Below are 20,956 nucleotides of genomic sequence, written 5' to 3' on the forward strand. Positions count from 1 at the left end.
TGCGGTCTGTGTGGCCCGTGCGCTCCGTGTTGGCCCCTGCGGTCTGTGTGGCCCGTGCGCTCCGCGTCGGCCCGTGTGGCCCGTGCGGTCTGTGTGGCCCGTGCGATCTGTGTGGCCCGTGCGCTCCTGCTGGCCCGTGCGGCCCGTGCGGCCCGTGCGGCCCGTGCGGCCCGTGCGGCCCGTGCGGCCCGTGCGGTCCGTGCGCTCCGTGCCAGCCCGTGCGGTCTGTGTGGCCCGTGCCGGTCCATGTGGCCCGTGCCGGTCCATGTGGCCCGTGCGACCCGTGCGCTCCGTGCCGGCCCGTGCGGCCCGTGCGGTCCGCGCTGGCCCGCGTGGTCCGTGCGCTCCGCGCCCGCGCCGTGCACCACCGCCGGGCTCCGGCGGCTCCCGCGTGACCTCGCCGGCGCGGCCCCGGCCGTGCGGGATCACGAGGCATCCACCTTGCGGAGTACGCCCGCCCGTCGCGGATCGGCCCTCCGGTTGACCCAGGCACACTGCACGCTTCCCTACATTGGGTTGTGTGCAGCGCCTCTATGACTTCCTCCGCAGACATCCCACGTGGGTCGACGGCTTCTGGGCCGTCGTCCTCTTCGGGCTCTCCTGCGTGAGTCTGACGGGCCTTGAGGGAGCGCGGGACCACCACGGAACGCTCTCCGTGGGGCTCACGATCTCCGCCGTCCTGTCCCTGGTCGTCGCGCTGCGCCGCCGTATGCCCGAGAAGATGCTCCTGGTGGCCGTCGCGACGGGACTGGCGCAGCTGGTTCTCGACGAGGAGGCCATGGTCGCCGACTTCGCCATGCTGGTGATCATCTACACGGTCGCCGCGGACGGAGCCCGCTGGGCCTCCCGCATCGGCCTGGCCGGCGGTCTGTGCGCCGGCACCCTGGCGCAGATCCGCTGGTCGGCCCCCGAGTCGAGCCCGCTGGGCAACGCCGCGGTCGCGATGTTCCAGACCGTGCCGTTCGCCCTGGCCTGGGTCCTCGGCGACTCCCTGCGCACCCGCCGTGCCTATCTCGCCCAGCTGGAGGAGCGCGCCGCCCGACTGGAGAAGGAGCGCGAGGCGCGGGCCAAGGTCGCGGTCGCCGCCGAGCGCGCCCGTATCGCCCGCGAGCTGCACGATGTCGTCGCGCACAACGTCTCGGTGATGGTGGTGCAGGCGGACGGCGCCGCATACGTCCTCGACACCGCCCCCGACCAGGCGAGGAAAGCGCTGGAGACGATCTCCGGGACCGGCCGCCAGGCCCTGGCCGAGATGCGCCGCCTGCTCGGCGTGCTGCGCACCGGCGAGCACACGGAGGCCGGCGAGTACGTCCCCCAGCCCGACGTCGAGCAGATCGATGAGCTCGTCGAGCAGTGCCGCAGCTCGGGCCTGCCCGTCGACTTCAAGGTGGAGGGCACCCCGCGCCCGCTGCCCAGCGGTGTCGAGCTGACGGCGTACCGGATCGTCCAGGAGGCACTGACCAACACCCGCAAGCACGGGGGACCCAACGCGGGGGCCAGCGTGCGCCTGGTGTACTTCGACGACGGACTCGGGCTGCTCGTCGAGGACGACGGCAAGGGCGCCCCGCACGAGCTGTACGAGGAGGGCGGCGCCGACGGCCGGGGCCACGGGCTGATCGGCATGCGTGAGCGCGTCGGCATGGTCGGCGGCACCCTGGACGCGGGCCCCCGCCCCGGCGGAGGCTTCCGCATCAGTGCCCTGCTGCCGCTGAAGCCGGCGCACTGACCACTGACCACTGACCATGGTGGTTGCCGCGGTCCCGGCGGCCTTGCTGGAGTCCGCCGAGCGGGCTGTCCAGCCGCCCGCGGACATCTTCCGGGCTCCGGGAGACCACCGGCCGGCTTGCCGGACGGGCCGGGGGAAACCGGCCCCGGCCACCGTGTTCTCTGCTCGTACGTCTCGTACGTCTCGTACGTCCGGACTCAGTCGTGGTGGGCGCCGCCACCAGTTTCTCGGTGGTGCCACTGCTGAACAGAAGGATCCCCGGTGTAGGGGTCCGCGGTTCCGTAGGGCTGATTCGCCGGGTAGGACCGGTCATCGCCCGTGCGGGGCTGACCCTCAGCGGCCGGATCAGGCGAGGCGGAGCCGCGGGGCTGCCGGTCGTGTGCGGCTGTCTCCGCCGCGGCACGGAACTCTTCGCGCATCCGCGAGCGGCCGATCGGGTGGAGCGTCCGCTCGCCGTCGGGTGTCTCGTATCCGCGGGCCCCGGATCCGGTCCCGTCGGCGGAGTACCCGCTTGCGTCGAGATCCGTAGGACCGCGGTGCTCCGGCACGAACCGGGAGACGGAGAAGTCGGCTTGCTTCTCTTCGCCGCCGCCGTGGCTGATGGCTTGCGGCAGCATGACCAGCGAGGTCGTCCCGGCCTGTCCACCCGACGGGCGGAGCTGGACCCGGATGCCGTGCCGGTCGGCGAGGCGGCCGACGACGAACAGGCCCATGCGCCGGGAGACCTCGGCATCCACGGTCGGAGGATTGGCCAGCTTGTCGTTGATGTCGGCGAATTCCTCGGCGGTCAGGCCGATGCCGTGGTCGTGGATCTCGACCAGGATCCGGCCGTCGGCCAGCCGAGTGGCCGAGACCCGGACCGGGAAGTGCGGGGAGGAGAACTGGATGGCGTTCTCCAGCAGTTCGGCGAGAAGGTGCACCAGGTCGGTGACCGCCTTGCCGTGGATGTCGGTCTCCGGGACGTTGCTGATCTCGATGCGTGCGTAGTTTTCCACCTCGGAGGCGGCAGCACGCATTACGTCGATCAGCGGCACCGGCTGGTACCACCTCCGGCCCGGCTCCTGACCTGCCAGGACCAGCAGGTTCTCACCGTTGCGCTGCATACGGGTTGCCAGGTGGTCCAGTTGGAACAGGATGTCCAGCCGGTCCGGTTCGGACTCGCGGTGCTCCAGGTCCGTGATGAGTCCCAGTTGGCGCTGGATGAGGCCCTGGTTGCGCATGGAAAGGTTGGTGAAGATGGCGTTGAGGTTGCCCCGCAGCAGCGCCTGCTCGGCGGCGAGGCGAACCGCCTTGCGGTGGATCTGGTCGAACGCCCGGGCCACCTCGCCGATCTCGTCGGTGCTGGCGATCGGAATGGGTTCGACGTCGGTGTTGACGCGCCCCGGGTCGGTGCGCGACAGCAGCTCGACCATCGCGGGCAGCCGCTGCCCGGCGACCTCCAGGGCGGCGTTGCGGAGCCGCACCATGCAGCGGCTCATGGACCGGGCCATCAGCGCGGCCACCACGAGAGCGGCGAGCACACCTGCGAGTACGGCCGCCGAGTCGGTGATCGCGTCGGTCCTGGCGTTGTCGGCGACGGCGTTGGCGTCGCGTGCGGCCTGGTCCGCCATCTTCTGCTCGATGCCGCGGTACGCGTCGAACGTGAGGGTCATCGAGGAGAAGTAGCCGTCCGGCGTGATGCCCCTCGCCTTCAACGCCTTGGGGGACGTTCCGGAGGCGACCGCGCGGATCATCGTGGTCCGGTCCGGAGGCGGCACATAGGCCCGGTCGGCCTCCCGTGCCTGGGCCCGGTCACTCTCCTGCTGCGCCTTGTCACGGGCCTCCGCCGTGGCCAGGGCCCGTTGCAGCTGCGCCTCGTCCTGCGCGGTGCCACCGGCCGTGTACTCCCCGATCGCGACCTGCTCCAAGAACGCGTAGGACGTGAGCGTGCTCGACTGCGTCTCGCGGTCAGCGGTCGGGACCTCGCCCTGCACCAGGATGTGCATGCCGATCGAGCGGGAGAGCGACTCGGCGGACTCGGCGAGCGAGAGCGCGTACAGGGTGCGGCCGAAGCTGGTGTTGCTGCGGGTGCCGAAGCCCAGGTCGTTGGCGAACTCGGTGAGCGGGTGCTGGATCTCGCCGTACGCCAGCTCGGTCCGCACACCGGGAAGGGCGTCCGTATAAGCGTTCTGGCGCACCCGGGCGAGGTCCGGCTCGACTTTGAGGAAGTTGTCCAGCCGACGCTTGAGCCCTTGGTTCTCCGGTATGTGCGCGACGGCGGCGTGAAACTCCGCCGCGGCCCGGTCCGTGGTTTCACGGGCCTTGGCCACGTCGGCGTTCCCGGTATCGCCTTTCAGGAGCGGAACCACGCTGATGTCCCGCTCGTTCATCAGCGCGTGACCGTAGGCGGCCGCGGCGCGTTCCAGGTTCGCCATCCGGTACGCGTCGTCCGCCTGCCGCCAGCGGTCGATCGACTCTTTGACGTTGAAGCTGCCCACCACCAGCGCGACGACGACGGGGATCAGCACGATGGCGACAAGCTTGGTTCGCACATGCCAGTTCCGTACGTCGTGACGCGGTGGCGCTGCGGGCTTCGAGGGTGAATCGGTGTCCGCAGACCTCTTGCCGGTGCCTCCCGGAGGCGTGAAACCCCCGGGGGCGGGCCGGGCGGCCTCCGGCGATATGCGGGGTAAGTTCCTCACTCGACCGACCTCTCGCGTCGACACACCGACGTGCCTGTGTACTTGTGTGGAGCGGATTCCAGCACGGCATGGAAGTGCCTTCCAAATGCCGGTGGAAGACCCACCGACCTTTGGAATGACCGGCAAGACAGGTATAGGTGCGTTTCTCCGGTCTGGAATGCGATGTAAGCGGGTGTTGCGGAGCGGATCGCGCGCAGGCGCTGTGACGTGATCGTCTTCGCACCGCCGGCGGCCGGCGAACGAATGCCCGTACGACGGGCCCGGGCGGGGCTGTGTGCTCGCGTAGGCTGGTCGTATGACTGATGCGTCGGAAGAATCCCCGGTCGGACGCATACGCGTCATGCTCGTAGACGACCAGGTGCTGCTGCGCACCGGGTTCCGGATGGTGCTCGCCGCCCAGCCGGACATGGAGGTAGTCGCGGAGGCGGGCGACGGCGTCGAGGCACTCCAGGTGCTGCGCGCCACCGAGGTCGACGTGGTCCTGATGGACGTCCGCATGCCGAAGCTCGACGGTGTGGAGGCCACCCGGCGCATCTGCGCGGAACCGGACCCCCCGAAGGTGCTGATCCTCACCACGTTCGACCTCGACGAGTACGCCTTCTCCGGACTGAAGGCGGGCGCCTCCGGCTTCATGCTCAAGGACGTGCCGCCGGGCGAACTGCTGGCCGCCATCCGCTCCGTGCACAGCGGCGACGCGGTGGTCGCGCCCTCCACCACCCGCCGTCTCCTCGACCGGTTCGCGCCGATGCTGCCGGGCGGCACCACCAAGCTCCGGCACAAGGAGCTGGAACGGCTCACCGACCGCGAGCGCGAGGTCATGGTGCTGGTCGCACAGGGCCTGTCCAACGGCGAGATCGCGGCCCGGCTGGTGCTGTCCGAGGCGACCGTGAAGACCCATGTGGGCCGCATCCTGACGAAGCTGGGGCTCCGGGACCGGGTGCAGGTGGTCGTCCTCGCGTACGAGACCGGTCTGGTACGGGCGGGCGGGCACGGTTGAGTTCTCACGTGACCGTCGCGTGACCGGCGCCCACTAAGGTCTGCGCATGCTCCTGTGGATCAACGGCCCCTTCGGGGGCGGCAAGACACAGACCGCACACGAGATCCGGCGACGGCTGCCCGGCAGCGTCATCTGCGATCCCGAGCACGCCGGCTTCGGGCTGCGCCGCATGCTGCCGCCCGAACTGCGCGGAGACTTCCAGGACCTGGTGTCCTGGCGGAAGGGCGTGGTCGAGGTCCTCGATCTGGCGCTGGCCAACCACGACGGTGTGGTCATCGCCCCCATGACGGTCACCGACCCGGACTACTTCGCCGAGACGGTCGGCCGGCTGCGCGAACTGGGCCACGACGTTCGCCACTTCGCGCTGCTCGCAGAGCGCGAGACCGTCCTGGGACGGCTGCGCGAGCGCGGCCTCGGACACGTCCTCCAGTATGTCGCCGGGAAGGGCGCCCCGCCGCGCGCGGAGAGCTGGGCCGTGCAGCAGCTCGACCACTGTCTGGAGCGGCTGCGCGAGCCGGAGTTCGCCGAGCACCTGTGGACCGACCACACGACGGTGCCCAAGACGGCGGACCGGATCGCCGTGCTCGCCGGGCTGACGCTCAGGCCCAACACCGAGGGCGTCCTGCGCACCCGGCTGCGGCAGGCCCGGGTCGGGCTGAAGCACATCCGCTTCGACTGACAGCCGCTGAGAGCCGGTGCCGGCTACCGGAGGATGCCTTCCAGGAAGTCGCTGCCCAGGCGGGCCACCGCGGTCACGTCCAGCTGGTGCAGGACGTACCGGCCGCGGCGGCGGGTGGTGAGCAGGCCCGCCTTCTTCAGGGTGCTCAGGTGCCGGGACACCTCCGGCGCCGTCATGCCGTGCACCTGGGCCAGCTCGCTGGTGGTGAACGCGCTGCGGGCCAGACTGCGGCACATGCGCATCCGCACCGGGTGGGACAGCGCGGCCAGGCGCAGGGTCAGCTGCTCCACCGAGGGCGGCGCCGTCGGCTCCCCGGAGCCTGCCGGGTAGTGCAGCACCGGCTGCCAGCCGAACCGGTGCAGCACCATCAGGTGCGGCCGGCCCAGGCTGGTCGGGACCAGCAGCAGGCCGCCGTCTCCCGTGGCCGTACGCCCCTGGGCGAGCTTGTCGACGGTGATCCGGCCTGCCGCCTCGTCCAGCCTCACCGCGGACGACACCGACGCCAGCGCCTCGCCCAGACCCCTGCGCCGCAGGAGATCCGTCTTGTGCCGGGCGTCGGCCGCGAGCTGGTGGCGCAGCTGTGACCAGGTGTCCGCGAAGAACGCCTCCTCGCAGTCCTCCAGGAACCGCCGCAGCCAGGCCCGCGTCCGCGGCGGGTCGGCCATCAGCCGCTCGCTGAAGCGCAGTTGCCGCGGGCCGCGCGCCGCGGCCAGCTCCAGGGTGCGGTGGCGCACCGCGGGGTCCGAGAGCGCGGTCGGCCCGGGCCTGCCGTAGCAGAGGCTGCAGGCGAACTCCATGGCCGCGTCCACGAACTGCTCGTCGCTGAGCTTGTCCAGCAGGTCGAGGTCCTCGCCGAGTGTCGCTCCGGGCAGTGCCGTGCCGCCCGGGATGCCCGCACACGGCAGGAAGAGGTCGGAGAACGTCGACCGCCACAGGAAGTCCGCCTCGCACATCCGGTCGGCCAGATGCGGGTCGAGCCGCGCGGTCACACCCGTCACCCAGCCCTGCAGGCCCGGATGGTGGCCGGGCTCGGCCAGCGCGTGCAGCGCCATGCTGAGCTCGGCCAGGGGCGAGGGCGCGACGGAGACCCTCTCCGGCCGCAGCCCGCTGACGTCGATGTCCACGCTCATGACGTCATGGTGCACCGTGCCACCGACAACGGGGGCAGCCCGCGCGCGTATCAGGCGCCGACGCCCGGGAGCCGCTCCACGAACCGGGCCACCGCCGCCTTCACGTCGTCCGCCGTCCACACCAGCCCGTCGGCCCTTACGTAGACCTCGGTGAGGGCCAGACCGGGGCCGCGGTGGTCCCACGGGTTGGCGAACAGGAAGGTCCCGGTCTCCTCGGCCTGCAGGATCGCCGCCTCCGCGAGGACGTCGGCGTCGTACGGCAGCCAGACCTGGAACTCATGGGTGTGCGGCTGCCCGGGGTGGACGCGCGCCCACGGCACCCCGGCCGCCGCGAAGCCCTCGCGCAGCGCCGCGGCGACCACGCGCGCGTGGCGCACGTACTCCGGCAGCCGGGGCAGCTCCCGCTGAAGGCCGGCGAGGGCCGACAGCACCGTGGGGAACTGCTGCAGGACCATGCCGCCGTAGCGGTGCCGCCAGGTCCTGGCCTGCTCGACCAGTGTGCCGGGACCCGCGAGGGCCGCACCGCCGTAGCCGTCGAGGGACTTGTAGAACGACACATAGACGCTGTCCGCGAGGTCCGCGATCTCCTCCAGGGGGCGGCCGAAATGGACCGTCGTCTCCCACAGGCGAGCACCGTCGAAGTGCACCACCGCGTCGCGTTCCCGCGCGGCCTCGACGACCTCGGTCAGCTCCTCGAAGGAGGGCAGGACGAAACCGGCGTCCCTGAGGGGCAGTTCGAGCATCAGCGTGCCGAAGGGCTCCTCGAAGCCGCGTACCTCGCCGGCGGTCGGCAGCCGGGGTTCGCCCGTCAGCCGCACCGGGCGCAGCCCGCCGACCTCGCGCAACGCGTTGCGCTCGTGTACCTCGGGGTGGGCCAGCGCGTGCAGGGCCACGGTCGGGTCGCCCGTGCGGGCGGCCCAGCAGCGCAGGGCGATCTGCTGGGCCATCGTGCCGGTGGGAAAGAAGGCGGCGGCCTCCTTGCCGAGCAGCCCGGCCACCCGTTGTTCCAGGGCCTCGACGATCCCCGTCCCGTACATGTCCGCGGTCTCGTCCAGGTCGTACAGGTCCTGCGCGCCCTCGCCCTGAAGCAGGGCCAGCCGCTCCCGTAGCGTGCCCAGGAAGCCCGGGCGCGCCAGGACGTGCTCCGCGCGGCGGTAGGCGGCGATGCGGCGAGCCCGTCGCCGGCGCTGCTCCTCGTCCGCGGATCCGGCCGGCTGCTCCTCGTCCGCGGACCCGGCCGCCGCCGTCGCCTGCCGTTCCGTCGCCTGGCGCTCCGCCTGGCCCTCCGCCACCTGCCGCTTCTCGTCCCGTTCCGCCGTCCCCACCGTGTTCCCCTTCGCCGTCCCCACCAGTCCCCCTCCGCACCTCGCGCTCGTGCCCGGATCATCCCGTGGGTCCGTTCCGCCGGGCACCCGTTTTTCGCCCCCTGTGCGACGTGCGGAAACCCACAGCCTGTGGACGACGGGTCGGCCCGCGAACCGATCGCGTTAACATGACGAGAAATCGTCCGGTACCCAGAGCGGACTGGAACGGGAAGGCCACGGTCGAGTGAGTACAGTCCAACAGCCAGACGCCAAGGACCGCCCCGCGCGGCTCACGGTGGGCGTCGTCGGAGCCGGCCGGGTCGGGCCCGCCCTGGCCGCGTCCCTGCAACTGGCCGGGCACCGCCCCGTCGCCGTCTCCGGAGTCTCCGACGCCTCCCGGCGGCGGGCCGCGCGGATGCTTCCTGACGTGCCGGTCGTCACGCCCTCCGAGGTCCTGGAGCGCGCCGAGCTGGTCCTGCTGACCGTTCCGGACGACGCGCTGCCGGGCCTTGTGAAGGGGCTCGCCGAGACCGGCGCCGTGCGCCCGGGACAGCTCCTCGTGCACACCTCCGGGCGGTATGGCACGAGGGTGCTGGACCCCGCCCTGCGCGCGGGAGCCCTGCCGCTGGCACTGCACCCCGCGATGACCTTCACCGGCACCCCGGTGGACGTGCAGCGCCTGGCCGGGTGCTCCTTCGGCGTCACCGCGCCCGAGGAGCTGCGGCTGGCCGCCGAGGCCCTCGTGATCGAGATGGGCGGCGAACCCGAGTGGATCGCCGAGGAGATGCGCCCGCTGTACCACGCGGCCCTCGCCCTCGGTGCCAACCACCTGGTCACCCTGGTCGCCGAGTCCATGGAGCTGCTGCGCGGGGCGGGGGTCGAGGCCCCCGACCGCATGCTCGGCCCGCTGCTCGGCGCCGCCCTCGACAACGCCCTGCGCTCCGGGGACGCCGCCCTGACCGGCCCCGTCGCACGCGGGGACGCGGGCACGGTCGCCGCGCACGTTGCCGAGCTGCGCAGGCACGCCCCGCAGACCGTGGCCGGCTATCTGGCGATGGCCCGCGCGACCGCCGACCGGGCCCTGGCCCACGGGCTGCTCAAGCCGGAGCTGGCCGAGGAACTCCTCGGGGTACTCGCAGGCGGCACGGACCTGCCGGAGCACGGGGAGGAGCGATGAGCCGCCGCACGGTCGAACTGGTCCCCACCGTGGAGGACCTGCGGTGCGCGCGGGACCGCCACGCGGTGCCGGGACGCACCGCCGTCGTCATGACCATGGGCGCCCTGCACGAGGGCCACGCCACCCTGATCAGAGCGGCCCGCAGACACGTCGGCGCCCAGGGTTTCGTGATCGTCACCGTCTTCGTGAACCCGCTGCAGTTCGGCCGGGGCGAGGACCTCGACCGCTACCCGCGCACCCTGGACGCCGATCTGAAGGTCGCCGAGCAGGCCGGCGCGGACGCCGTGTTCGCCCCGTCCGCCGACGAGGTCTACCCCGGCGGCGAGCCCCAGGTGCGGATCTCCGCGGGCCCCATGGGCGAGCGCATCGAAGGGGCCTTCCGCCCCGGTCACTTCGACGGAATGCTCACCGTGGTCGGCAAGCTGCTGCACCTCACCCGCCCCGACGTGGCGCTGTTCGGGCAGAAGGACGCCCAGCAACTGGCCCTGATCCGCCGGATGGTCCGCGATCTGAACTTCGGAGTGGAGATCGTCGGCGTGCCCACCGTGCGCGAGGACGACGGTCTGGCCCTCTCCAGCCGCAACCGCTATCTGTCGCCCGACGAACGGCACACCGCGCTCGCCCTCTCCCGGGCCCTGTTCGCGGGCCGCGACCGGCACGCCGCCCAGGAGGCCCTGCGCGCGCGTGCCCGCGAGGTGCCCGCCACGCACGCGCGCGCCGAGGCCCTCAGCGCCATAGGGGAGTCGCGCGCCGCCGCCGATGCGCACGCGGTCGCGAAGGCCGCCCCCGGGGGTCCCGCCGCCGTCCGCGCCGCCGCCCGCCTCGTCCTCGACGAGGCCGCCCACCTGGACCCTCCGCTGGCCCTGGACTACCTGGCCCTGGTCGACCCGGCGGACTTCACCGAGATCCACGACGACTTCACCGGCGAGGCGGTCCTCGCCGTCGCCGCCAGGGTGGGCACCACCCGGCTGATCGACAACATCCCCCTCTCCTTCGGAGCCCCCGAACCCGTCGACCCCTACGGAGCCGCCTCGTGACCAGCACAGGCATACGACTGCACGCGCCCGCCCCAGGGTGGTCCATCTCCGCGGACGTCGTGGTCGTCGGCTCCGGGGTGGCCGGTCTCACCGCGGCCCTGCGCTGCGGGGCCGCGGGCCTGCAGACGGTCGTGGTCACCAAGGCCCGCCTGGACGACGGCTCGACCCGCTGGGCGCAGGGCGGCATCGCGGCGGCCCTGGGCGAGGGCGACAGCCCCGAACAGCACCTGGACGACACCCTGGTGGCGGGGGCCGGCCTGTGCGACGAGGAGGCCGTGCGGATCCTGGTGACCGAGGGCCCCGACGCCGTGCGCCGGCTCATCTCCACCGGCGCGCAGTTCGACACCGACGACGAGGGGGGCATCCAGCTCACCCGTGAGGGCGGCCACCACCGCCGCCGCATCGCGCACGCCGGCGGCGACGCGACCGGCGCCGAGATCTCACGGGCGCTCGTGGCGGCCGTACGCGCGCGTGGGATGCGCACGATCGAGAACGCGCTGGTCCTGGACCTGCTCACGGACGCCGACGGCCGCACCGCGGGCGTGACCCTGCACGTCATGGGCGAAGGCCAGCACGACGGTGTGGGCGCCGTGCACGCACCCGCCGTGGTCCTCGCCACCGGCGGCATGGGCCAGGTCTTCTCCGCGACCACCAACCCGTCGGTGTCCACCGGCGACGGCGTGGCCCTGGCCCTGCGCGCCGGCGCCGAGGTCAGCGACCTGGAGTTCGTGCAGTTCCACCCCACGGTGCTGTTCCTCGGCCCGGACGCCGAGGGCCAGCAGCCGCTGGTGTCCGAGGCGGTGCGCGGTGAGGGCGCCCACCTGGTGGACGGGGACGGCGTGCGGTTCATGACCGGGCAGCACGAACTGGCCGAGCTGGCACCCCGCGACATCGTCGCCAAGGGCATCATGCGCCGTATGCAGGAGCAGGGCGCCGAGCACATGTTCCTCGACGCCCGCCACTTCGGCGCCGACATGTGGGAGCACCGCTTCCCGACGATCCTCGCCGCCTGCCGCGCCAACGGGATCGACCCGGTCACCGAGCCGATCCCGGTCGCTCCGGCCGCCCACTACGCCTCCGGGGGCGTGCGCACCGACTCCCACGGCCGGACCACCGTGCCGGGCCTGTACGCGTGTGGCGAGGTCGCCTGCACGGGCGTCCACGGCGCCAACCGGCTCGCCTCCAACTCCCTCCTTGAGGGCCTGGTCTACGCCGAGCGCATCGCCGCCGACATCGCGCACGGCCGGGCGGACCGCAGCCTGCCCGCGCGCCCGCCGCGGCCCGTCCCGGACCCCGAGAAGCCCGCGCACCCGCTGCTCGCCCCCGAGGACCGGTTCACCATCCAGCGGATCATGACGGAGGGCGCCGGAGTCCTCCGGTCGGCGGCCTCGCTGCAGGAAGCCGCGGACCACCTCCAGCGGCTGCACAGCGACGCCCGTGACGCGCTCGACGAGAACGGCAAGACCTCCGAGCCCGGCGTCGACACCTGGGAGACCACCAACCTCCTGTGTGTGGCCCGGGTGCTGGTGGCCGCCGCGCTGCTGCGCGAGGAGACCCGCGGCTGCCACTGGCGCGAGGACCACGGGGGACGCGACGACACCGCCTGGCGCCGCCACATCGTCGTACGGCTGCATCCGGACCGGACGCTGGCCGTACGCACCACCGACACCGCAGACTTCCCCCCGACCCTCCCCCGCGACCCCGGTTCCGCCGCGGCGGCCCGGCCTCCCGTGCCCCAGCGTCCTCAGGAGCAGTGACAGACGTGACCAACCCCGACCTTCCCCTCGCCTCCGGCGGCTGCGGCGACGGCTGTGCCTGCGGGGCCGAGGGCGCCTTTGACGAGTACGGCGAGTACATGGAGTGCGGGCTCGACCCCGCGCTCGCCGGGCTCCTGGCCGATGCCGGGCTCGACCCCGTGGAGGTCGAGGACATCGCCAACGTCGCCGTCCAGGAGGACCTGGCCCACGGCGTCGATGTGACCACGGTCGCGACGATCCCCGAGGACGCCGTCGCGACCGGCGACTTCGTCGCGCGCGAGGCGGGCGTGGTGGCGGGCCTCAGGGTCGCCGAGGCGGTCGTCTCGGTGGTCTGCACGGACGAGTTCGAGGTCGAGCGCCATGTGGACGACGGCGACCGGGTCGAGGCGGGCCAGAAGCTCCTGACCGTGACGACCCGCACCCGCGACCTGCTCACCGCGGAGCGCAGCGCGCTGAACCTCCTGTGCCGGCTGTCCGGCATCGCGACCGCCACGCGCGCGTGGGCGAACGCCCTGGAGGGCACCAGGGCGCGGGTACGGGACACCCGCAAGACGACGCCGGGCCTGCGGTCCCTGGAGAAGTTCGCGGTCCGCTGCGGCGGCGGCGTCAACCACCGCATGTCCCTGTCGGACGCGGCGCTGGTGAAGGACAACCACGTGGTGTCGGCCGGCGGTGTGGCGCAGGCGTTCACGGCGGTCCGCGAGATGTTCCCGGACGTGCCGGTCGAGGTCGAGGTCGACACCCTGCACCAGCTGCGCGAGGTCGTGGACGCGGGCGCGGACCTGATCCTGCTGGACAACTTCACGCCGGGCGAGTGCGAGGAGGCGGTGGCCGTCGTCGGCGGCCGCGCCCTCCTGGAGGCATCGGGCCGGCTGACCCTTCAGAACGCGAAGGCGTACGCGGACACGGGTGTCGACTTCCTGGCGGTCGGGGCGCTGACGCACTCCTCGCCGATCCTGGACATCGGCCTGGACCTGCGAGCGGCGGAGTAGGTAGGGCCATGCTGCTGACCATCGACGTAGGCAACACGCACACCGTCCTCGGCCTGTTCGACGGCGACGAGATCGTCGAGCACTGGCGCATCTCCACGGACGCGCGCCGCACCGCGGACGAGATGGCGGTGCTCCTCCAGGGACTGATGGGCATGCATCCGCTGCTCGGCGAGGAACTGGGCGACGGCATCGACGGCATCGCGATCTGCTCGACGGTCCCCTCCGTCCTGCACGAGCTGCGCGAGGTCACCCGCCGCTATTACGGCGATGTCCCCGCGGTCCTGGTGGAGCCCGGCATCAAGACCGGCGTCCCGATCCTGATGGACAATCCGAAGGAGGTCGGCGCCGACCGCATCATCAACGCGGTGGCGGCGGTCGAGCTCTACGGGGGCCCCGCGATCGTCGTGGACTTCGGCACGGCGACGACCTTCGACGCCGTCTCGGCGCGCGGCGAGTACGCGGGCGGTGTGATCGCCCCCGGCATCGAGATCTCGGTCGAGGCCCTCGGGGTGCGCGGCGCCCAGCTCCGCAAGATCGAGCTGGCCCGACCGCGGGCCGTGATCGGCAAGAACACGGTCGAGGCGATGCAGGCGGGCATCGTGTACGGCTTCGCGGGCCAGGTCGACGGGGTGGTCGGGCGCATGGCCCGCGAGCTGGCGGACGACCCGGACGACGTGACGGTCATCGCGACGGGCGGTCTGGCCCCGATGGTCCTGGGCGAGTCCTCCGTGATCGACGAACACGAGCCGTGGCTGACCCTGATCGGTCTGCGCCTGGTCTACGAGCGGAACGCGTCGCGCATGTGACGGGCATCCGCCCGCTGCCGCGGCCGCCGGGCCGACACTCTCGGGCCGACACTCCAATGGCGAAAAGGCGCACGTCGCCTCCAGGTGAGGGAACCGGGAAGCGACACGACACCCGGGTATGTCGGTTTTGTCCGATTAGCGGTAGCGTCACCGCATGCCCACGCCACACGGATCCCGCGGCGGCCTGGCGTTCGGTGCGGAGGAGCTGCACGTGCTCCGCCGCGCCCTCGCCCTCGCCCTCCAGCCCCGTACCGCCTCCGCCGAGGACGTCCAGGACTGCCTCCGCCTAGCCGAGTCCGTCGACGAGGCGATGCGCGAGGGCGCCCGCCTGAGGGCCTTCCTGCTGTCCGACCTCGCACGCTACCGGGCAGCCCTTCCCGGCGCCGCCACCGGCTACCTGGCCCTCCTGGAGGACGCTCTGCGCGCCGGCCACCGCCCCGCCCCGGACGACCTCAGCGCCCTGCGCACCCTGCGCGACACCCCGGCCGCCGCCGCCCTGCTCGACCGGTGCCGCGACCTCGTCGCACGCGACGCACGCCCTCGCCTCACCCCCCGGCCGGCCGTGATCCCCGCCTCGCGGGCCCGGCTCACGGCGCTGCCGGGCGGCCGCGCGAGCGCGGAGAACCCCACCGAGAAGCCGGCCCGCAAGCCGGCCGGCAAGCCGGAGGAGAAGCCCCAGAAGCCCGCCCCCCGCCGCGAGCCGCAGAACCCGCGGCCCTCGCGCCCCATCCCGACCCCGGGCGAGGTCTTCCCGCCCAAGCGCAAACCCGGCCCTCCGGCCCCGCACTCCCGGCAGCGGCTGGCCGCGGGCTGACGGCGCCGCCGCCGGCCGCCGTGCCGGACCCGTCCGCGGCACCGGCCGCACCCCCCCGTACCGTCCCCTGTCCGGTAAGGCCCACCCGACCGGGATCCATCGGGCGGGCCCTGGCTACTCTGGACGCATGGACTACGTCTCCGCACTTCTGCCCCCGGTCGTCATGGCCGTGTTCTTCATCGGGCTGATCAGGGTGATCGTGAAGACCCAGGGCGGTGCCAACAAGGCCAAGGAGGACGCGGTCGTCGACGCGGCCCTCGCCCGCCCGGGTGCCCCCCAGGCCGTCAAGGACGCCGAGGGCTGAGCCGGGCCGCCCTCGACGGGGTCCGCGGGTGCCCCGCCCTCCGCGGGGCCGGGTGTCCCGCCTCGGCCTGCGACCCATGTGTCTTTTGAGTCGTACGCCCTTTTTGCGGTTATTCGCGGCTTAAGTGCACGTCTGTTGAGTCATTGGGGACATCTCCTACTATTCTGCTTGGTGTGCCTCGCCCATTGGGAGAACTCGAAGACGCGGTCATGACGCGAGTGTGGAAGTGGAACCGCCCGGTGACTGTCCGAGAAGTCCTCGAAGATCTCCAGCAGGAGCGGTCCATCGCGTACACGACGGTGATGACCGTCCTGGACAATCTCCACCAGAAGGGCTGGGTCCGCCGGGAGGCGGAAGGCCGGGCCTATCGATATGAGGCCGTCTCCACCCGCGCCGCCTATGCGGCCGCGCTGATGAACGAAGCCTGGTCGCAGAGCGACAACCCGGCCGCCGCGCTCGTCGCCTTCTTCGGCATGATGAGCGACGAACAGCGACAGGCGCTGCGGGACGCCATGCGCGTCGTGCAAGGCCCCGAGAGCCTCCAGGAGCGCGGGCGGACCGAAACCGCGACCGCGCCCGACGTCGAATCCCCCGAATCCTCCGCAGGCCCCGGTCGTCCGGGCGGGAAGGGCGGCGGGAACCCCGCAGAGAGCGGGAACCCCGCAGAGAACCACGGCGGGAACGGCGCCGAGAAGCCCGGGCCGACCCCAGGGGGAGAAGCCCGCGGAGATGTGTGACGAGAAGAGCCCCGCCTCGGCCGGGGGCGGCCCCGGGCGATAGCGTCCGCTCATGCCAGCAGAGAGCCCCGAAGTCACCGCAAAAGCCATCACTGTCCGACGGGCCAGGACGAGCGATGTCCCGGCGGTGCGCCGCCTCCTCGACGCCTACGTCCGGCGCGGCATCCTGCTCGACAAAGCGACCGTCACGCTTTACGAGGACATCCAGGAGTTCTGGGTGGCGGAACGTGACGACAACGGCGAGGTCATGGGCTGCGGCGCCCTGCACGTCATGTGGGAAGACCTGGCGGAAGTCCGCACTCTCGCGGTGGTGCCCGAGGCCAAGGGGCTCGGCGTCGGGCACCAGTTGCTGGAGAAGTTGCTGCAGACCGCCCGCTGGCTCGGCGTTCGCCGCGTTTTCTGCCTGACCTTCGAAGTGGACTTCTTCGGGAAGCACGGCTTCGTCGAGATCGGCGAGACGCCGGTGGACACCGATGTCTACGCCGAGCTGATGCGTTCCTATGACGAGGGCGTGGCGGAGTTCCTCGGTCTCGAACGAGTGAAACCGAACACCTTGGGCAACAGTCGGATGCTTCTGCATCTGTGATCGCCAAGGGATCGTGCGGGACTATTCGGCCGTGCTTCACACCGGAGACCGTTGCCCACGTTCCCTATGTCCGAAACGCGCATGTTTCTGGTCTCCCGGACGCCGGTCGGTCTCTCCGGGGGGTTTGTGTTTTTCCAGCAAAAGCGGTTTGCTTTCCGACGTACTGCAGTACTGCATATAACAGGGGACGCGAAACAAGCGGCACAGGCCGCGGACCCTCGGCCCTGAAGTTATGGATGAAAGGAAATCCGGTGGCACAGAAGGTTCAGGTCCTTCTTGTCGACGACCTCGACGGCGGCGAGGCGGACGAGACCGTGACGTTCGCGCTGGACGGCAAGACGTATGAGATCGATCTCACGACCGCGAACGCGGACAAGCTCCGCGGCCTTCTCGACCCCTATGTGAAGGGCGGTCGTCGTACCGGAGGCCGTGCGGCCGGCGGGCGTGGCAAGGCCCGCGCCGCCGCTTCCGGGGGCAGCCAGGACACCGCGCAGATCCGCGCCTGGGCGAAGGAGAACGGTCTCGAGGTCAACGACCGTGGCCGTGTTCCGGCGTCCATCCGCGAGGCCTACGAGAAGGCGAACGGCTGAGCGCACGCGCGCCGCAGCCGGACCCGGTGGCACTGCGTTGCCATCGTGTCGACCAGCCGTACCAGATCGGGGGCGCCCCCACCGCCCCCCAAGGCCGACAGTGCCGGCAGCAGGAGTTCGACCTCGCACCCCGGCTCGGGGGGCCGCAGCCAGACGGCGGCCCCCTGTGAGACACTCCGGCCCAGGGGGAGTGGCCTGGATCCCGGGGTGCCGGCCCGCCGGCCGGCAGGCACCCCGCCGCCCGCGGCCCATCCCGGAGGCGGCGGTGCCTCGACGCACCGGCCCGCCCCGATCGCCGTGAGATCCAGGGGCACGCCGCCCCACTCAAGCCAGTCGAGCAGCCCCGGCAGCTCCTCCGCGCTGCCCGCGGCCACCAGCAGCCGCATGCGCCCGCCGCACAGGGCCACCGGGGAGCCGGGCGCCAGATGCCGCAAGGCGGCCGAACCGGCCTCCGCGGGGGCCTCCAGCACGTCGAAGCGCAGGCCCGTCGCCAGCCGCACCGGCTCTCCGGGCACCGTCGCCCAGCCCAGCTCGTTCTCGTACCACCGGCGCACCCCGTCGCCCGGGTCGCCCGCGTCGCCCGCGTCCCCCGGGTCGAACGGCTGTCGGGGAGGGGGCACTGTGGAGACCATGCCAGGAGCAACAGCCGGGACGGAGCGAGAGTTACGCTATGTGGTGGAATGGCCGCGTTGAGTGCCGGAAAGGGGGGCGTGTGGGGGTGTACGGCGGCGCAAGGATGTTCGCCCGTAGCGGAGGGAACCGGTGTGCGCGGCATGGAGTGTCCGTGCGTACGGGTAAGACATCCCTAGTGGGAGGGGGCGTCGCGCGGGAAGGGCTGTCTCACGTTCGCCACAGGCGTACTGGCGAGTGGGGTATCTGCCTGGCCTGCGGGAACATCGTCTCGCACCATCGGGTTGGAGCAGATGTCGGCGTTCGGGGTCAGGAGGCCAAGGACGGTGTCGGCAGTTGGAATGAGCGGTCCCCGCTTGCGGGACTAAGCTGCGGAAGGACAGGGAGGGGAGCGTCCCCTTACTGCCTGACCGCTCTGAGGAGCGATTAACGATGTTCGAGAGGTTCACCGACCGCGCGCGGCGGGTTGTCGTCCTGGCTCAGGAAGAAGCCCGGATGCTCAACCACAACTACATCGGCACCGAGCACATCCTCCTGGGCCTGATCCACGAGGGTGAGGGTGTCGCCGCTAAGGCCCTGGAGAGCCTCGGGATTTCGCTCGAGGCGGTCCGCCAGCAGGTGGAGGAGATCATCGGCCAGGGCCAGCAGGCGCCCTCGGGCCACATCCCCTTCACCCCCCGTGCCAAGAAGGTCCTGGAGCTGTCGCTCCGCGAGGCTCTTCAGCTGGGCCACAACTACATCGGCACGGAGCACATCCTGCTCGGCCTGATCCGCGAGGGCGAGGGCGTCGCCGCCCAGGTCCTCGTCAAGCTGGGCGCAGACCTCAACCGCGTCCGCCAGCAGGTCATCCAGCTGCTGTCGGGCTACCAGGGCAAGGAGACCGCCACCGCGGGCGGCCCGGCCGAGGGCACGCCCTCGACCTCTCTCGTCCTGGACCAGTTCGGCCGGAACCTGACCCAGGCCGCCCGTGAGTCCAAGCTCGACCCGGTGATCGGGCGCGAGAAGGAGATCGAGCGGGTCATGCAGGTGCTGTCCCGCCGCACCAAGAACAACCCGGTCCTCATCGGCGAGCCCGGCGTCGGCAAGACGGCGGTCGTCGAGGGCCTGGCACAGGCGATCGTCAAGGGCGAGGTGCCCGAGACCCTCAAGGACAAGCACCTCTACACCCTCGACCTGGGCGCGCTGGTCGCCGGCTCCCGGTACCGCGGTGACTTCGAGGAGCGCCTGAAGAAGGTGCTCAAGGAGATCCGCACCCGCGGCGACATCATCCTGTTCATCGACGAGCTGCACACGCTGGTCGGTGCGGGTGCCGCCGAGGGCGCCATCGACGCGGCCTCCATCCTGAAGCCGATGCTGGCCCGCGGTGAGCTGCAGACCATCGGCGCCACCACGCTCGACGAGTACCGCAAGCACCTGGAGAAGGACGCGGCCCTGGAGCGCCGCTTCCAGCCGATCCAGGTCGCGGAGCCGTCCCTGCCGCACACCATCGAGATCCTCAAGGGCCTGCGCGACCGCTACGAGGCGCACCACCGCGTCTCCATCACGGACGAGGCCCTGGTCCAGGCCGCCACCCTGGCCGACCGCTACATCTCCGACCGCTTCCTGCCGGACAAGGCGATCGACCTGATCGACGAGGCCGGTTCCCGGATGCGCATCCGCCGGATGACCGCGCCGCCGGACCTCCGCGAGTTCGACGAGAAGATCGCGGGTGTCCGCCGGGACAAGGAGTCCGCGATCGACTCCCAGGACTTCGAGAAGGCGGCTTCCCTCCGTGACAAGGAGAAGCAGCTGCTGGCCGCGAAGGCCAAGCGGGAGAAGGAGTGGAAGGCCGGCGACATGGACGTCGTCGCCGAGGTCGACGGCGATCTGATCGCCGAGGTCCTGGCCACGGCCACCGGCATCCCGGTCTTCAAGCTGACCGAGGAGGAGTCCAGCCGCCTGCTCCGTATGGAAGAGGAACTGCACAAGCGGGTCATCGGCCAGAACGACGCCGTCAAGGCGCTGTCGAAGGCGATCCGCCGTACGCGCGCGGGCCTGAAGGACCCGAAGCGTCCGGGTGGCTCGTTCATCTTCGCGGGCCCGTCCGGTGTCGGTAAGACCGAGTTGTCCAAGGCGCTGGCGGAGTTCCTGTTCGGCGACGAGGACGCGCTGATCTCCCTCGACATGTCGGAGTTCAGCGAGAAGCACACGGTCTCGCGCCTCTTCGGTTCCCCGCCCGGGTACGTGGGCTACGAGGAGGGCGGCCAGCTGACGGAGAAGGTGCGCCGCAAGCCGTTCTCGGTGGTCCTGTTCGACGAGGTCGAGAAGGCCCACCCGGACATCTTCAACTCGCTGCTGCAGATCCTGGAGGACGGTCGCCTGACCGACTCCCAGGGCCGGGTCGTGGACTTCAAGAACACGGTCATCATCATGACGACCAACCTCGGCACCCGGGACATCTCCAAGGGCTTCAACCTGGGCTTCGCCGCCGCGGGCGACACGAAGACCAACTACGAGCGCATGAAGAACAAGGTCTCGGACGAGCTGAAGCAGCACTTCCGGCCCGAGTTCCTCAACCGCGTCGACGACGTGGTGGTCTTCCCGCAGCTCACGCAGGAGGACATCCTGCGGATCGTCGACCTGATGATCAGCAAGGTGGACGAGCGCCTGAAGGACCGGGACATGGGCATCGAGCTCGCCCAGTCCGCGAAGGAGCTGCTGGCCAAGAAGGGCTACGACCCGGTGCTGGGCGCCCGGCCGCTGCGCCGCACGATCCAGCGCGAGATCGAGGACACGCTGTCCGAGAAGATTCTCTTCGGGGAGCTGCGTCCCGGCCACATCGTGGTCGTCGACACGGAGGGCGAAGGCGACGCCAAGACCTTCACCTTCCGCGGCGAGGAGAAGTCGGCGCTGCCCGACGTCCCGCCGATCGAGCAGGCGGCCGGCGGCGCCGGTCCGAACCTGAGCAAGGAGGCGTAAGCGCTCGGCGCTGGGCCTGAACGGAAGGGGCTGCCCCGGGACCTCGGTCCC

The 20,956-nt window shown here is 71.6% G+C and carries 17 protein-coding genes and 1 pseudogene; 14 read left to right on the forward strand and 4 right to left on the reverse strand.

Features of this window, described 5'->3' with window-relative positions:
• Window positions 1-520: 520 nt before the first annotated feature.
• The gene (locus tag ACFSL4_RS25485; protein ID WP_381087371.1) at window positions 521-1,726 is read left to right on the forward strand and encodes a sensor histidine kinase; all 1,206 of its coding nucleotides are present in this window, start codon (window positions 521-523) and stop codon (window positions 1,724-1,726) included.
• Window positions 1,727-2,264: 538 nt separating this feature from the next.
• Here the strand turns inward: ACFSL4_RS25485 and ACFSL4_RS25490 are convergent.
• Window positions 2,265-4,407: pseudogene (locus ACFSL4_RS25490) on the reverse strand (sensor histidine kinase); the annotation flags it as partial.
• A 295-nt stretch (window positions 4,408-4,702) separates the two neighbouring features.
• Between ACFSL4_RS25490 and ACFSL4_RS25495 the strand changes: the two are divergent.
• A complete protein-coding gene (locus ACFSL4_RS25495) occupies window positions 4,703-5,404 on the forward strand; it encodes a response regulator transcription factor (RefSeq protein ID WP_381087376.1) in 702 nt (233 codons plus the stop codon).
• 46 nt (window positions 5,405-5,450) lie between these two features.
• On the forward strand, window positions 5,451-6,083 hold the full coding sequence (locus tag ACFSL4_RS25500; RefSeq protein ID WP_381087378.1) for an AAA family ATPase: 633 nt from the start codon (window positions 5,451-5,453) through the stop codon (window positions 6,081-6,083).
• Between the two features lie 23 nt (window positions 6,084-6,106).
• On the opposite strand, the gene ACFSL4_RS25505 is transcribed toward ACFSL4_RS25500, so the two are convergent.
• Window positions 6,107-7,213 (reverse strand): DUF5937 family protein, encoded by a 1,107-nt coding sequence (locus ACFSL4_RS25505; protein ID WP_381087380.1) that lies wholly within the window; start codon window positions 7,211-7,213, stop codon window positions 6,107-6,109.
• Between the two features lie 50 nt (window positions 7,214-7,263).
• Window positions 7,264-8,562 (reverse strand): threonine aldolase family protein, encoded by a 1,299-nt coding sequence (locus ACFSL4_RS25510; protein ID WP_381087383.1) that lies wholly within the window; start codon window positions 8,560-8,562, stop codon window positions 7,264-7,266.
• A gap of 199 nt (window positions 8,563-8,761) precedes the next feature.
• Between ACFSL4_RS25510 and ACFSL4_RS25515 the strand changes: the two genes are divergently transcribed.
• The 10 genes from ACFSL4_RS25515 (at window position 8,762) to ACFSL4_RS25560 (ending at window position 17,317) form a co-directional block, all read left to right on the forward strand.
• Entirely contained in the window at window positions 8,762-9,694 is a 933-nt protein-coding gene (locus tag ACFSL4_RS25515) for a Rossmann-like and DUF2520 domain-containing protein (protein WP_381087386.1), read from the forward strand.
• The gene (panC, locus tag ACFSL4_RS25520) at window positions 9,691-10,731 is read left to right on the forward strand and encodes a pantoate--beta-alanine ligase (protein WP_381087389.1); all 1,041 of its coding nucleotides are present in this window, start codon (window positions 9,691-9,693) and stop codon (window positions 10,729-10,731) included. Before ACFSL4_RS25515 ends, panC begins: the two co-directional genes overlap by 4 nt.
• Window positions 10,728-12,488, forward strand: a complete 1,761-nt coding sequence (locus tag ACFSL4_RS25525) for an L-aspartate oxidase (protein ID WP_381087392.1) — start codon at window positions 10,728-10,730, stop codon at window positions 12,486-12,488. The genes panC and ACFSL4_RS25525 overlap by 4 nt, the downstream gene beginning before the upstream one ends.
• Before the next feature lie 5 nt (window positions 12,489-12,493).
• The gene (nadC, locus tag ACFSL4_RS25530; RefSeq protein WP_381087394.1) at window positions 12,494-13,480 is read left to right on the forward strand and encodes a carboxylating nicotinate-nucleotide diphosphorylase; all 987 of its coding nucleotides are present in this window, start codon (window positions 12,494-12,496) and stop codon (window positions 13,478-13,480) included.
• 8 nt (window positions 13,481-13,488) lie between these two features.
• Window positions 13,489-14,286 carry a type III pantothenate kinase gene (locus ACFSL4_RS25535; protein WP_381087397.1) on the forward strand — a complete coding sequence of 266 codons (798 nt, stop codon included), beginning with the start codon at window positions 13,489-13,491 and terminating at the stop codon, window positions 14,284-14,286.
• A 154-nt stretch (window positions 14,287-14,440) separates the two neighbouring features.
• Window positions 14,441-15,100 (forward strand): hypothetical protein, encoded by a 660-nt coding sequence (locus tag ACFSL4_RS25540; protein WP_381087400.1) that lies wholly within the window; start codon window positions 14,441-14,443, stop codon window positions 15,098-15,100.
• Between the two features lie 127 nt (window positions 15,101-15,227).
• The gene (locus ACFSL4_RS25545; protein WP_381087403.1) at window positions 15,228-15,404 is read left to right on the forward strand and encodes a hypothetical protein; all 177 of its coding nucleotides are present in this window, start codon (window positions 15,228-15,230) and stop codon (window positions 15,402-15,404) included.
• Between the two features lie 209 nt (window positions 15,405-15,613).
• The gene (locus ACFSL4_RS25550; RefSeq protein WP_381087406.1) at window positions 15,614-16,141 is read left to right on the forward strand and encodes a BlaI/MecI/CopY family transcriptional regulator; all 528 of its coding nucleotides are present in this window, start codon (window positions 15,614-15,616) and stop codon (window positions 16,139-16,141) included.
• 52 nt (window positions 16,142-16,193) lie between these two features.
• A complete protein-coding gene (locus ACFSL4_RS25555; RefSeq protein ID WP_381087409.1) occupies window positions 16,194-16,727 on the forward strand; it encodes an amino-acid N-acetyltransferase in 534 nt (177 codons plus the stop codon).
• A 251-nt stretch (window positions 16,728-16,978) separates the two neighbouring features.
• Complete coding sequence (locus ACFSL4_RS25560) at window positions 16,979-17,317, forward strand: histone-like nucleoid-structuring protein Lsr2 (protein ID WP_381087412.1); 339 nt, start codon at window positions 16,979-16,981, stop codon at window positions 17,315-17,317.
• Here ACFSL4_RS25560 and ACFSL4_RS25565 read toward each other — a convergent pair.
• Window positions 17,296-17,949 carry an SCO3374 family protein gene (locus tag ACFSL4_RS25565; RefSeq protein ID WP_381087415.1) on the reverse strand — a complete coding sequence of 218 codons (654 nt, stop codon included), beginning with the start codon at window positions 17,947-17,949 and terminating at the stop codon, window positions 17,296-17,298. The two genes, ACFSL4_RS25560 and ACFSL4_RS25565, sit on opposite strands and share 22 nt — an antisense overlap.
• Before the next feature lie 430 nt (window positions 17,950-18,379).
• Here ACFSL4_RS25565 and ACFSL4_RS25570 point away from each other — a divergent pair, with 430 nt between their 5' ends.
• Window positions 18,380-20,905 (forward strand): ATP-dependent Clp protease ATP-binding subunit, encoded by a 2,526-nt coding sequence (locus ACFSL4_RS25570; RefSeq protein WP_381087418.1) that lies wholly within the window; start codon window positions 18,380-18,382, stop codon window positions 20,903-20,905.
• Window positions 20,906-20,956: the final 51 nt, after the last annotated feature.

It is taken from the genome of Streptomyces caeni, assembly GCF_042678285.1.
GTDB classification, from domain to species: Bacteria; Actinomycetota; Actinomycetes; order Streptomycetales; family Streptomycetaceae; genus Streptomyces; species Streptomyces caeni.

Excerpts from the sequence above, each read along its gene's own strand:
- ACFSL4_RS25570 (WP_381087418.1), top strand. The coding sequence starts at position 18,380 with ATGTTCGAGAGGTTCACCGACCGCGCGCGGCGGGTTGTCGTCCTGGCT.
- ACFSL4_RS25535 (WP_381087397.1), top strand. The coding sequence starts at position 13,489 with ATGCTGCTGACCATCGACGTAGGCAACACGCACACCGTCCTCGGCCTG.
- ACFSL4_RS25565 (WP_381087415.1), bottom strand. The coding sequence starts at position 17,949 with ATGGTCTCCACAGTGCCCCCTCCCCGACAGCCGTTCGACCCGGGGGAC.
- ACFSL4_RS25540 (WP_381087400.1), top strand. The coding sequence starts at position 14,441 with ATGCCCACGCCACACGGATCCCGCGGCGGCCTGGCGTTCGGTGCGGAG.
- ACFSL4_RS25545 (WP_381087403.1), top strand. The coding sequence starts at position 15,228 with ATGGACTACGTCTCCGCACTTCTGCCCCCGGTCGTCATGGCCGTGTTC.
- ACFSL4_RS25505 (WP_381087380.1), bottom strand. The coding sequence starts at position 7,213 with ATGAGCGTGGACATCGACGTCAGCGGGCTGCGGCCGGAGAGGGTCTCC.
- ACFSL4_RS25495 (WP_381087376.1), top strand. The coding sequence starts at position 4,703 with ATGACTGATGCGTCGGAAGAATCCCCGGTCGGACGCATACGCGTCATG.
- panC (WP_381087389.1), top strand. The coding sequence starts at position 9,691 with ATGAGCCGCCGCACGGTCGAACTGGTCCCCACCGTGGAGGACCTGCGG.
- ACFSL4_RS25550 (WP_381087406.1), top strand. The coding sequence starts at position 15,614 with ATGACGCGAGTGTGGAAGTGGAACCGCCCGGTGACTGTCCGAGAAGTC.
- ACFSL4_RS25500 (WP_381087378.1), top strand. The coding sequence starts at position 5,451 with ATGCTCCTGTGGATCAACGGCCCCTTCGGGGGCGGCAAGACACAGACC.
- ACFSL4_RS25555 (WP_381087409.1), top strand. The coding sequence starts at position 16,194 with ATGCCAGCAGAGAGCCCCGAAGTCACCGCAAAAGCCATCACTGTCCGA.